The following is a 13,039-nucleotide window of genomic DNA, read 5'->3' on the forward strand; positions in this document are numbered from 1 at the left end:
ATCACTCTCCTGCTTGTATCGCGCTTATTAAGATGGTATTTACCACGTCTTCGACGAGGCAGCCGCGGCTTAGATCATTTACTGGCTTTTTTAGCCCTTGAAGTATTGGGCCTACTGCTAGGGCGTTTGCGCTTCGCTGAACTGCCTTGTAGCAGATGTTTCCGCAGTTTAAATTTGGAAATATAAAGACATTTGCCTGCCCAGCGACATCGGAATTTGGCATCTTTTTGCTAGCCACGCTTAGATCAACCGCCGCGTCAAACTGAATTGGCGCAGCTATTTTTAAATTCGCATCAAGCTCGCTTGCTTTTTTGGCAGCCTCTTTTACAAACTCCACATCAGCCCCGCTGCCACTATCAGCTGTTGAGTAGCTTAGCATGGCGATTTTTGAGCTAAGACCAAAGGCGCTTGCTGTTTGAGCGCTACTTAGCGTGATGCTAGCTAGCTCGTCTGCACTTGGGTTTGGCGTGACGGCGCAGTCTGCAAAGAGTAAAATTTCCTCTTCAAGCGCCATGAAAAATGCCCCGCTTACCACACTTACATTTGGCTTTGTTTTTATGATCTGAAGGGCTGGGCGGATCGTATCAGCCGTGCTCATCGTAGCGCCACTTACCAAAGCATCAGCTATGCCTTCATGTATTAGCATCGTGGCAAAGTAAATTTTATCTTTCGCAAGTGCGTTTGCCTTGGTTTCATCCACGCCTTTATGTTTTCTTAGCTCATAAATTTTCTTTGCAAATTCATCTGTTAGCTCGTTTTGCGCAGGGTTTAGCACTTTGGCTTTGCTTAAATTTAGCCCCAAAGTGGCTGCCTTTTTTGAAATCTCGCTTTCAAGTCCAAGTAAGATGATATTTGCCGCACCTTTTTCTAGCACGATATGAGCTGCTTTTAAAATTCTCTCATCATCACTTTCAGGCAAAACGACTGTTTTGTTTGCCGCTTTGGCTCTTTTTAGAAGCAAGCTTTGAAATTTAAATGGCGTGATGATCTCGTGCTCGTAGCTTAAAATTTCATCAAATTTATTAGTTACTAGAAGCTTTGAGTTTAAATTTAGCGCCCTTAGCTCGCTTGCATTTTCGTCAAAAATAGGCGCGTTTAAATTTCTAGCTAGTTTTAAATTTAGCTCGCTCTTGCCAAAGAGGCTAAAGCCCTCACAGCCAACGACTATGACGAAGTCACTTTTGGCCTTTATCTCTTCAAATTTATCTATAAATTTTAAAAAAAACTCCTTTTCATTTAAATTTATTAGATTTTTTTTGTCATTTTCGTCTGGAGTTATCTTAAAGATCTCAACTTTTTTGAATTTTGTAGCTATAATTTCTTGCAAATATGCTAGATTTTTGTCTGAAAAAATGTAACAACTTTTCATTTGTGACCTTTTTGGGAACTTAAATTGCTTAATCTTAGCACAAAGATACTTATTTTAAGGCATTTTATGAACTATAAAAAGATTTGGCTCGTCACATTTGCGGGCATTTTTTACACAGGTTGCACCCCAAGTGCAGATCCTCACATCAATATGAAACCTCCAGTTTATGTCGAGCAACTCCCTTCAAAAGATAGTGGCAGCGGTCAAAGCAACGCCGGCAGCCTCTTTGGCAAGGGCGAAAATCCGCTATTTTCAGATAGAAAGGCGATGAATGTAAATGACATCGTAACCATCGTCATCTCAGAAAACGCAAGTCAAATTTCAAGCGGTAGCAAAAGCACCAACAAGGATAGCACCATTTCGCTTGGTGGTGGCGTTTTCACAGCTGGAGCTGCACCGCTTTCAACCGTGGCTGATAATCTAAACAAATACGGTGACATCGGCTTTAAAGCAGGTGGCGGCAATAAATTTACAGGTAGTGGCACGAGCAACAGAAGCGAGAAATTTACCGCGACCATCTCAGCTAGGATCATCAAGATCCTAAATAATGGCAACTACTTCATCGAGGGCAGCCGCGAGCTACTTATAAACGGCGAAAAGCAGATCATGCAAGTAAGTGGCGTCATCAGACCTTACGACATCTCGCAAAACAACGAAATCGACTCAAAATACATAGCTGACGCCAAAATTTTGTATAAAACCGAGGGCGAGCTAGACAAATCAACCAAAAAACCTTGGGGCACAAGGCTTATGGAGGCTATCTGGCCATTTTAATGCAAATTTAAAAGCCTAAATTTAACCCGTTTAGGCTTTTGTAATTTTATACCTTAAATTTCACTCTTCTTAAAAACACTAAATTATATTTTTTAAAAATTATTAAAATTTAATTGATATTTACTTTCAGAAAAATTGGCTTTAAGTTATAAAAATTCTAAAAAATAAGACAAATATTTTTTAAATATTATTTTGCAGCATATTTTAAAGATATTGATAAAAGCCATTTAAAATTTTATTATTAAAATTTATTTAAATATAATCACTAATAATATAAAATAATTTTACTCTTTTTAAAACAAAGATACTATACACATAAAACAAATTTCAAACGAAGGAGCTTATATGAATAATGACTTGCGTCAAAAGATAAATAGACGCTTAAGCGAACTTAGTGCATTGCCTAAGATGAAAAATGACACTAGTATTGCGCAGCTTTTAAAAGATAAGGGCTTTGCTAGGCGTGATTTTATGAAGTGGGCTGGTGCGATGACAGCTTTTATGGCATTGCCAAGCGCGATGACACCAATGGTTGCTCGTGCTGCTGAGCTAAGCGATAGGCTCCCTGTGATATGGCTTCACATGGCAGAATGTACTGGCTGTAGCGAGGGCTTGCTAAGAACTGACGCTCCAAGCATAGATAGCCTTATATTTGACTACATAAGCCTTGAATACCACGAAACTATCATGGCAGCTGCTGGCTGGCAAGCTGAAGAAAATTTAGAGCATGCGATAGAAAAATATAAAGGCAGATATATCTTGCTAGTTGAGGGTGGCGTCCCAACGGGAGCTACTGAGCACTTTTTAACAGTTGGACCTCACGGCACAAGCGGCAAAACTCACGCCGTAAATGCCTCTGCTAACGCGGCTGCTATCTTTGCCATTGGCACCTGTTCTAGCTTTGGCGGTATCCAAGCAGCTAAGCCAAATCCAACAAATTCAGTCGGTCTTTCAAAGGTGACTGATAAGCCAGTCATAAACGTGCCAGGCTGTCCTCCAAGCGAGAAAAACATCGTTGGCAACGTGCTTCACTACTTGCTATTTGGCACCTTGCCTGCACTTGATGTTTATAACAGACCAAAATGGGCTTATGGCTTAAGAATTCACGATCTTTGTGAAAGACGTGGTCACTTTGATGCAGGCGAGTTTGTCCAAAGCTTTGGCGACGAGGGCGCAAAAAATGGCTACTGCTTATACAAAGTAGGCTGTAAAGGCCCATATACATTTAATAACTGCTCACGCGAGAGATTTAACCAGCACACATCATGGCCAGTTCAGGCAGGTCACGGCTGTATAGGCTGCTCAGAGCCAGACTTCTGGGATACGATGGGGCCTTTTGAAGAGCCTATGGCTGATAGGCTGTTTGACACTGTTTTGGGACTTGGCGCTGATAATGTAAGCGATAAAATAGGCATTGGAATTTTAGCTCTAGCTGGTATTGGTATAGCGGCTCACGCTGCACTAGCTTGTATGAGTAAAGATAAAGAATAAGGCGAAAAAATGAGTGAAAAAAGAATAGTAATAGACCCTATAACACGTATCGAAGGGCACTTAAGAATAGAAGTCGTAGTCGATGAAAACAACGTTGTAAAAGAGGCTTACTCTGGCTCAACTCTTTGGAGGGGCTTAGAGCAGATAGTAAAAAACAGAGACCCAAGAGATGCTGGCTTTTTTATGCAAAGAATTTGCGGCGTTTGCACATACTCACACTACCGAGCTGGCATAGTCGCAGTTGAAAATGCCCTTGGTATCAAGCCTCCGCTAAATGCAGAGCTAACTAGAACGCTTATGAATGCAGCTTTATATCTTCACGATCACATCGTGCACTTTTATCAGCTTCACGGCATGGACTGGGCGGACGTCGTCTCTGCACTAAGTGCTGATGTGCATAAAGCTAGTGAAGAGGCGTTTAAATACACAAGCACGCCATTTGCAACAGGCGCAGATAAGCTAAAAGAGGTAAAGGAGAGGGTTGAAGCCTTTGTTAAAAAGGGCAACCTTGGACCATTTGCCAACGCATACTGGGGACATAGCACATATAAATTTACTCCGGAGCAAAATTTAATCGTCCTCTCTCACTATCTTGAGTGCCTTAGGATCCAAAGAACAGCAGCTCAAATGATGGCTATCTTTGGCGCGAAAAATCCACACCCACAAAGCCTAACAGTTGGCGGCGTGACCTGCGTGATGGACCTTATGGATCCAGCTAGAATGGGCGAATATATGAGTAAATTTGCTGAGATCAAAGAATTTGTCGATAGAGCTTACTACCCAGATATTTTGATGGCTGCTAAGGCTTATGCAAACGAGCCAAGCGTTCTAAACGATGTTGGCGTATCAAATTTATTCTGTTACGATGAGTTTTTGATCGGCAAAAATGACCATCTATTTAAAGGCGGTATCATCTTAAATGGCGATCTAAGCAAGGTCTATGACATAGACGAAGACAAGATCACAGAAGAGGCGACAAGAGCTTGGTATAAAAATGACAAAGCACTTCACCCTTATGACGGCGAGACAGAGGCAAACTACACTGGTCTTGTCGATGGTGAGAGCATAGATGGCGAGGGCAAGCTGGCTCACAGCAAGCTTTTTGATACAAAGGGCAAATATAGCTGGATCAAAGCGCCAAGATATGACGGCATGCCTATGCAAGTAGGACCGATCGCAAGCATCGTCATAAACTACGCTAAAGGCAACGAGAGAGTTAAAAAAGTAGTCGATGAGTTTTTAGCAAAGAGTGGCTTGCCACTAAGTGCGGTTTTCTCAACTCTAGGCAGAACCGCTGCTCGTATGCTTGAGGCAAAAGTGGTTGCAGAGCACACGATGGACGCATTTAATGCCTTGATCGAAAATTTAAAGACAGATCAAGAGACCTGCGCAAAATATGTCATAGATAATAGTAAAGAGTATAAAGGCCACTTCAAAGGCAACGCTCCAAGAGGCGCGCTAAGCCACTGGTGCCGCATAAAAGATGGCGTCATCTCAAACTGGCAAGCAGTCGTGCCAAGCACTTGGAACGCCTCTCCAAAAGATGCCAAAGGTCAGATGGGCAGCTACGAGGCGTGCTTAGTTGGTATGAAGATCGCTGATCTTTCAAAACCACTTGAGATAATACGAAAAATTCACTCTTACGACCCTTGCATCGCGTGTGCCGTGCATGTTATGGACACGAAGGGAAATGATTTGAGTACTTATAAGATAAATCCAAATTTGTAAGGAGAAAAGATGTCACATAAAAATCCTGACAGGATCAGCGAATATGAATTCTCCATCGGCGTTAGGCTGACACACTGGATTAGATTTGTAGCTATCACGCTTTTGGTGGTTAGTGGCTACTATATCTCTTATGTTTTTATGAGCCCAGAGATCACGAGCGAGCCTACAAATTTCATGCAAGCAAAGTGGCGTTTGGCGCACCAGGTCGCTGGCTTTGTGCTAATAGCAGTATTTATCTTTAAATTCTATCTATTTGTCTTTGATAAACACAGCAAAAAAGAGTGGATGAGCGTGCTTGACTTTTTAAGTCCAAAAGTTTGGATAGCGCAGATCAAGTACTACATCTTTATGGGGCCACACCCGCATTTAAGGGGCGTTTATAACCCATTGCAGTTTGCCTCATACTTTTTCTTTTATGTCATCTTGGCACTCATCTGCCTAACTGGCCTAGTGCTTTACGCTCACGTTTATCACAATGGACTTGGCGGAGCGATCTACGAGCCAGCGAGATACTTTGAAGAGCTTATGGGCGGACTAGCAAATGTTAGAACGATACATAGAATTTGCATGTGGATCATCATGATATTTGTGCCAATTCACGTTTATATGGCGATATTTAACGCCGTTAAAGGTAAAAATGGAGCGATGGACGCCATCGTAAGTGGCTATAAATTTGTAAAAGAACACTGATGAGAGTGCTAGTTCTTGGCATTGGCAACGTTATGTTTGCTGATGAGGGCATAGGTGTTCATTTTGTAAATTTGATGGCAAAAAACTATAAATTTACAAGTTCTAAAAACGAGCTTACTCTAATGGACGGGGGCACTTTAGCCCTCGCTCTAACTCACATAATAAGCGAATTTGACTATCTTATCGTCGTTGATTGCATTAGCGCAAATGGCGCAAGCGTGGGCGATGTCTATTTTTTTGACTTTCTAAACATGCCAAATTTTATCAGCTGGGACGGCTCGGCTCACGAGATCGAGATGCTGCAAACCCTTCATCTAATGGAGCTTGCAGGTGATAGACCGACAACCAAAATCTTAGGCATCGTGCCTAGCCGCATAGAATCATCAAATTTTAGCCTCTCAGATGAAGTGATAAAAGCTTCTAACATCCTAGAAAAAACGCTACTTGAACACTTAAAAGAGCTTGATTTTAAGTGCGAAAAGGTGGCAAATTTCACCCTAAACGACACCCTCGATGACTACGCCAAAAAAGGTTTAAAATGATACTTGCTTTTAAATTTGACTGCCTTAAAGACCCAGCCTTTTTGGCGCCATTTTTATGCTCATTAGCTAAAGAGCTTAAGCACTCCATAAGCTGCAAAAATGATCAAATTTGCCTAAAAGTAAGTGGCTTTGCCAATGAGCTTAGCGCCCTAGCAGACAGAGCTAGCGCCATTTTGCCCTATAGCCTTTTTATAAAGCATAGCGAGGTTGATGTGGCAGATGAGCTTGACGTGACAGATGAGATTAAAAAGATAAAATTTGGCACGCTTAGCCCATCTCAAGCGGCGGCATTTTTGGCTAATGGCAAGGCTATTTTAAATGAAAGTGGCGTGCTCTCTTGGAGTAAATTTGATGGCGAGATAACACTTGATAATTTTATTGAAAAGCTAAAAACTTGCCTAAATTTATTAAAAAACGGCAAAAATGCTTGCATAGAGCAAGATGAAAATTTATATGAAATTTCTCTTGGGGTAAAATTTGATGCAAATTTCTTGATGCCTGTAAATTTAAAGCAGCTACCAAAAATTTTTATCGCCGATGATAGGGCACAGATCGCGCTTGCTAGCTTTGAAAAGCCACTTTTATCGCTAAAAACGACAGCCATCTATAGGCAAAACCACGAGAGCGCACCGCTATTTTTTGACGTGATGGCGCCAAATGACCTTTTTCTTTACGCCCTTTGCGAGCAGCTAAATCAAGATGGCTTTAGCTTTTTAAGCGTTTCTGTAAAGAAGCAAAAAAGCACTCTTTTAAGGCTTGCTTTACTTGAAAACAGCGCACTTTTAAGCCCATTTTTTTATACAAAATATGAGGAATTTGAGCTTGAGAGTTTTGGCGAAGTGGCTTTGGGGCTAAAATTTAGCAAATTTGGCGATGATGAAATTTGCCTGCTTTCAAAATCAAGCAAAACGCAGCTTCTATTTTTGCCAAAATTTAGCAGCTTTGAAGAAATTTATGAGCTCATAAGAGCTGATGAGAGCGGCGAAAGACTACTTGAAAACTTTAGTAAAGAGCACGTCTTGCCAAGTGGTAAATTTAGCTCAGATGCTAGCTTTTTCTCGCTATTTTGCATAGCTGGATGCTTGCTTGGCTTAAGTGATGAGTTTAAAAAAGCAGGGGAGAATTTGCTTCTTATGGCAAGCGATTTTAGTGGTCAAAAGGGCGTTAGGATCGATTATAAAATGAAAGATGACTTTGGTTTAGACGGGGTTAAGTTTGTAAAAAGTATCATTTCATTTATCCTTGCTGGCGCTGGGGAGAAGAACATCAGCTTTGGTTGCACCGAGTCTTTGGCGCATTTTTTGAGCGATTTTAGCTATGAAAAACGAGATAAATTTAACATCAAAAATGTTACTTTAAGCGGGGATTTATTTTATAATAAGGTAGTTAGCAACTTGATAAAAAAGCACCTAAACCCAAATATAAAAACAAATTTTGACCCCGGATTTGGCGTTGAGATCAAGCTTTAGATATGAGATCAAAGGCTTAGTTCAAGGCGTTGGCTTTAGACCTTTTGTCTATACTTTGGCGGACAAATTTAAGCTAGTTGGCGAAATTTACAACGATGATGAGGGCGTGAAGCTAAATTTTAGCGGCGAAGAGGCTAGCTTTTTGGCTTTTGAAAAAGAGCTTTATGAGAAGCTACCAGCCCTTGCTAGGATCGATGAGCTAAAGAAATTTAAGATAGATAAAATTTATGAAAAGCTTGAGATCATCGCTTCAAAAAGCGCTACCAAACAAGCGCCTATCTTGCCTGATTACGCACTTTGCGATGACTGCTTGCGCGAGTTTCATGACCCTACAAATCCACGCTACAAATACCCATTTATAAACTGCACCAACTGCGGACCGAGATTTTCCATCATCAAAGCATTGCCTTATGACAGGGTAAATACGACGATGAGCGAGTTTAAGATGTGCGAGTTTTGTGAGAGCGAGTATAAAGACCCGCTTAACCGCCGCTACCACGCAGAGCCGATCTCTTGCCCAAACTGCGGGCCAAAACTCTATCTAAAAGATAAATTTGGCAAAGTGCTTGCCAGTAAAAACGAAGCAGCCAAAGAGGCGGCTAGGCTCATAAACGAGGGTAAAATTTTAGCCATTAAAGGGCTTGGTGGCTTTCATCTAGTTTGCGACGCGACAAATGAAGCCGCAGTTTGCGAGCTAAGAGCTAGAAAACACCGCCCAAGCAAGCCATTTGCGCTGATGAGTAAAAATTTGCAAAACGCCAGAAAAATAGCGCAAATTTCAGAAGCGGAGGCAAAGCTTCTTAGCTCAAATTTAAAGCCAATCGTCCTACTGGAGGCAAAAAACGGCTCAAATATCGCAAAAAGTGTCGCACCAAATTTAAATAAGCTTGGTGTCATGCTCGCATTTAGCGGCATACATCTTTTGCTATTTGATTATTTAGAGCACGACATCATCGCAACTAGCGCAAACATCTCAGGCGAAGTTGTGATAAAAGATGAGAGCGAGCTAAGAGAAAAACTAGGTGATGTCATAGACTTTTACCTTGATCACGACCGAGAAATTTACTCGCCAAGTGACGATAGTATCGCATTTTGCGTTGGAGATGAAGTGATTTTTACAAGGACGAGCCGCGGGCTAAATCCAAATTTCATCCATACAAATTTTAAGCAAAAAGGGACATTTTTAGCCCTTGGAGCGGAGCTAAAAAGCTCATTTTGCATCTACAAAGACGGACTTTTGATGGTTAGCCCATATATTGGCGATCTAAAAAACGTGGCGACTTTTGATAGGTTTAAGGACATTTTCACCCTTTTTGAAAGGACTTATGATCTAAAAATAGACAAGGTCATAGCCGATCTGCATCCAAATTTTTTAAATACAAAATGGGCGAAGGATCAGGGCTTTGAGCTAGTTTATCTGCAGCATCACTACGCACATTTGCTAAGTGTGATCTTTGAAAATGATTTGCCAGACAAAGAGTATCTTGGCTTTTGTTTTGACGGCACAGGGTACGGAGAGGATGGCAAAATTTGGGGTGGCGAGGTTTTTAGGCTGGATAAAAAAAGCCACAAAAGGGTTTGTCACTTTGATGAATTTAGCTTATTTGGCGGCGAAAATAGCATAAAAAATATCTACCTCATCGCTTTTTCTATTATTTTAAAGTATGAGCTTGAGGACGAGGGGCGTAAATTTTTAGTAAATTTTGATGAAAAGGTGCTTAGAAATTTCAAGATTATGGAGCAAAGGGGGCTAAATTTAGTAAAAACTAGCTCGGTTGGTAGGATATTTGACGCGTTTGGTGCGATAATATGTGGCATTTCTCACTCAAGTTTTGAGGGCGAGAGTGGCATGAGGCTTGAGGCACTTTATGATAAAAATTTAGATGCATGTTACAAATTTAGCCTAAACGACGGAGTTATCGGCTTTAAAGATGCCTTTAAAAGTGCTTTAAAAGATGAGCCAAGAGTGGCGGCAACGGCATTTATAAATGGCATGACTGATATTATTTTTGAAATTTCTAAAAATGAGAAAAAAGAGATTTTACTAAGTGGTGGAGTTTTTCAAAATAAGACTTTGCTTGAACTTATTTACAAAAAATTTACTAAAGCAAATTTGAAATTTTATATCAATAAAAAATTCTGCAGTAACGATTCTAACGTAAATTTAGGGCAAATTTATTATTATTTATCCACATTTTCTAATAAGTGATGTATAATGATTATAAACGGTAATCAAACGAGAAAGGAGCAAAAAATGGATAGTGTTATACGTTTTAGTGTTTCTTTGCCTAGTCAATTGCTAGACGAACTAGATAGAAAAGTTAGCGAACAAGGCTACGCTTCTAGGAGTGAATTTACAAGGGATTTGATCCGTGAAAAGATCGTAAACGATAGCTGGAAGGACGCTGACGAGGAGTTGATTGGGGTTTTGACGCTCATTTATGTGCATCATCACAACGATTTGGTGAATAAAAAAATGGATATCGAGCATGACTCTGATGTGAAGATCATCTGCACAAATCACGTTCATGTCGATCACCACAACTGCTTAGAAACGATCTCGATAAGAGGTGAGGCTAGCAAGATAGAGCGCTTTGCTGACAGGATTGCTGGCTTAAAGGGTGTTAAGTTTTCTAAACTTACAAAGGCCGCTGTGCCTAAATTTTAAGCTAAAAGCTTTTTTGGCTCTTAATTTATGTTTTTTGTAAATAGCTAGCAGCGCTTACTTGGCTGCATAGCTTGTCTTATTTTTGTCTTTTTGGTAGTTTTTAGCAGTTTTTGTGATCCATTTTTGCAAATTGTTATTGGGTTTTGCTATTTCTTGCTTGCCTGATATCTTTTTTGTGGCGAAAGTTTGATGACCGTTTGTTTTTACTTGGGCTTTGGCTAAAGCTAAATTTGCAAAAGCCCGCCCAAGTTTTTTGGCTTTAAATTTCTCCCCTTTTTTTGCTTTATTTTTGTTCTAGCATTTTTGGCACTTGTATGCTATCATTAGCCACAAAAAAATGTCATTTAAAGAGAATGAAAGATGAATTTTTACAATAGAAATTTTCTAGCCAAAGAGCTAGATCGCTGGCAAAAAGAGGATGTGGTCGATAAGGCCACCGCTTTAAAGATAGCAAATTTATATGATATAGATCTAAACGCTCATAGCGAGAAGACTAGCTTTATTTTAAAGTTGGTTGCCTATCTCTTTTTCGCGCTGGCATTTTTTACCCTAGTTGGAGCCTACTGGGAGGAGATACCAAGGATGGGGCGCCTTGTCATCATCTTTGGAGTGCTTGCTCTTTTAAATTTTGGCGGAGTTTATTATCTCAAAAAGGGCAAAGATAAGCTTGGCACGGCTACGCTCTTTTTGGGAAATTTCTGCTACGGAGCAGCCATAGCGCTTATCGCTCAAATTTATAATATTAGCGACGAGCCAAGCGGTGGAGTTTTGCTCTGGAGCGTTGGAGCGATGGCGCTCTCTTTTGCTAGTAAAAAGGCTTTGCTAGTGGCTCAAAGCCTTGTTTTTGCGACGATCTGGTTTGTTTTAAAGGGCATGGGTGGCGAGTTTGCTTATGAATTTATCGTCTTTATAGCCCTTGGCGCCTACATGCTTTATAAAAGTGACTCGGCATTTCTTGCGATTGTGCTTTTAGCGGATATATTTTTCTACATCGTTTCGCTTTGCGCTAAGATCAGTGGGTTTGATGAATTTTATGGCTATGATGATCTTATGTTTAGAGCGCCGATGGCTGCTACTTTATCGCTCTCATACGCGCTTTTACTTGTCGCGCTCTTTAGCACGTTAGCTGGCTTTAGAGATAGGCTAGCGCACCTTGTAAAAGGCTTTGGCAAGTATCTTGGCATCATTATCTTGATCGTTTGCTTGATAGCTTATGCAAATGGCGATATCTACGAGCTGGAAGAAGATAAATTTTGGTTTGCAAAAGCATTTTTTTATAGCAGTTTTGGCAAGGTTTTTGCCGTATTTAGCATCGCTAGCATTGCACTATTTTTCAAAGAGAAAAACAAAAGCGGCCTGCTTCTTGGCTTAATACTTTTTGCGTTGCCATTTGTCTTTAGTCTGGGTGTGGGATATGCAAATATCTTCTTCTCGCTAGCAAACATCATCGTCGCTGCCGTGCTTATCAAAAATGGCGAGCTAACGCTTGGACTATGCATGATATTCTTAGTTGCGGTGGTTAGATACTTTGAGCTAATAGGCGATTATTTGGGGGCTACGGCGCTATTTATCGTCTTTGCCTTCGTCGTACTCGCAGTTGCCGCTAAAAAAGGACGTACAAAATGAAGATAAGATCACTAATACTAGCCATAATCTTTCAAATTTTACTAATAATTGCGATGCTTGCATACGCGCTCATGCCACTTTATCTTGGAAAAGAGATAAAAGTGAGGGTAAATCTCTACGATCCAAGGGATCTCTTTCGCGGAAACTACGTGAGCTTGAGCTATGATTTTTCAAATTTGCAGCAGTATAAATTTGATGAAAAAACTGGCGTTGAGATAGATATATATGATAGAAATTTCTCAAAAAATGATGAAATTTACGCCATTTTAAAGCAAGATGCTAATGCCACTTACGCTTTTGATAAATTTAGCTTTACTAAGCCAAAAGGCGCTCTTTTCTTAGCTGGCAAATTTGATGGATATTCATTTGTAAAATATGGCATCGAAGAGTTTTATATGCCAACTAAAAAGGCAAAGCAAACCGAGCGAGAGATGATGGATCAAGATGTGGATGCTGTTGCTGTTTTGATGGTGATGGATGATGGCAGAGCAAGGCTAAAAGATATCATCATCACGCCAAATGGCAAAAAAAGAAGCAGTGATGAAAATTTTGATGAAAATGGCTACACAGATGATAACGAGAGCTTTGAAGAGCCAGTTCGCTTGCAAGATCAAAGGTAAATTTAAAGGGATGATTAAAAAACGGGTTAATTTATCTCATTTGTATAAAATGCCCTTAAATT

Annotated in this window: 11 protein-coding genes; 10 read left to right on the forward strand and 1 reads right to left on the reverse strand. The window is 40.4% G+C overall.

Features of this window, described 5'->3' with window-relative positions; translation table 11 throughout:
* Position 1 precedes the first annotated feature (1 nt).
* Positions 2-1,369 (reverse strand): phosphate acetyltransferase, encoded by a 1,368-nt coding sequence (pta, locus tag CVS81_RS09005; RefSeq protein ID WP_107965754.1) that lies wholly within the window; start codon positions 1,367-1,369, stop codon positions 2-4.
* A gap of 66 nt (positions 1,370-1,435) precedes the next feature.
* Here pta and flgH point away from each other — a divergent pair, with 66 nt between their 5' ends.
* The 10 genes from flgH to CVS81_RS09055 all read left to right on the forward strand — a co-directional run bounded on the left by flgH (position 1,436) and on the right by CVS81_RS09055 (position 12,977).
* Positions 1,436-2,143 carry a flagellar basal body L-ring protein FlgH gene (gene flgH / locus CVS81_RS09010; RefSeq protein WP_002940928.1) on the forward strand — a complete coding sequence of 236 codons (708 nt, stop codon included), beginning with the start codon at positions 1,436-1,438 and terminating at the stop codon, positions 2,141-2,143.
* 345 nt (positions 2,144-2,488) lie between these two features.
* Positions 2,489-3,634, forward strand: a complete 1,146-nt coding sequence (locus CVS81_RS09015; protein ID WP_107965755.1) for a hydrogenase small subunit — start codon at positions 2,489-2,491, stop codon at positions 3,632-3,634.
* Positions 3,635-3,643: 9 nt separating this feature from the next.
* Positions 3,644-5,362 (forward strand): nickel-dependent hydrogenase large subunit, encoded by a 1,719-nt coding sequence (locus tag CVS81_RS09020; protein WP_103634172.1) that lies wholly within the window; start codon positions 3,644-3,646, stop codon positions 5,360-5,362.
* Between the two features lie 9 nt (positions 5,363-5,371).
* Entirely contained in the window at positions 5,372-6,052 is a 681-nt protein-coding gene (cybH, locus tag CVS81_RS09025) for a Ni/Fe-hydrogenase, b-type cytochrome subunit (protein WP_021089089.1), read from the forward strand.
* On the forward strand, positions 6,052-6,594 hold the full coding sequence (locus tag CVS81_RS09030; RefSeq protein ID WP_107965756.1) for a HyaD/HybD family hydrogenase maturation endopeptidase: 543 nt from the start codon (positions 6,052-6,054) through the stop codon (positions 6,592-6,594). Before cybH ends, CVS81_RS09030 begins: the two co-directional genes overlap by 1 nt.
* Positions 6,591-8,063, forward strand: coding sequence for a hypothetical protein (locus CVS81_RS09035; protein WP_107965757.1), 1,473 nt, complete (start codon positions 6,591-6,593; stop codon positions 8,061-8,063). The genes CVS81_RS09030 and CVS81_RS09035 overlap by 4 nt, the downstream gene beginning before the upstream one ends.
* Complete coding sequence (gene hypF, locus CVS81_RS09040) at positions 8,047-10,272, forward strand: carbamoyltransferase HypF (RefSeq protein ID WP_107965758.1); 2,226 nt, start codon at positions 8,047-8,049, stop codon at positions 10,270-10,272. Before CVS81_RS09035 ends, hypF begins: the two co-directional genes overlap by 17 nt.
* Positions 10,273-10,317: 45 nt before the next feature.
* Complete coding sequence (gene nikR, locus CVS81_RS09045; protein ID WP_012001817.1) at positions 10,318-10,731, forward strand: nickel-responsive transcriptional regulator NikR; 414 nt, start codon at positions 10,318-10,320, stop codon at positions 10,729-10,731.
* Positions 10,732-11,091: 360 nt separating this feature from the next.
* A complete protein-coding gene (locus CVS81_RS09050) occupies positions 11,092-12,357 on the forward strand; it encodes a DUF2157 domain-containing protein (protein ID WP_107965759.1) in 1,266 nt (421 codons plus the stop codon).
* The gene (locus tag CVS81_RS09055; protein WP_107965760.1) at positions 12,354-12,977 is read left to right on the forward strand and encodes a GDYXXLXY domain-containing protein; all 624 of its coding nucleotides are present in this window, start codon (positions 12,354-12,356) and stop codon (positions 12,975-12,977) included. Before CVS81_RS09050 ends, CVS81_RS09055 begins: the two co-directional genes overlap by 4 nt.
* Positions 12,978-13,039 lie beyond the last annotated feature (62 nt).

Source organism: Campylobacter concisus (assembly GCF_003049065.1).
Lineage (GTDB): Bacteria > Campylobacterota > Campylobacteria > Campylobacterales > Campylobacteraceae > Campylobacter_A > Campylobacter_A concisus_BE.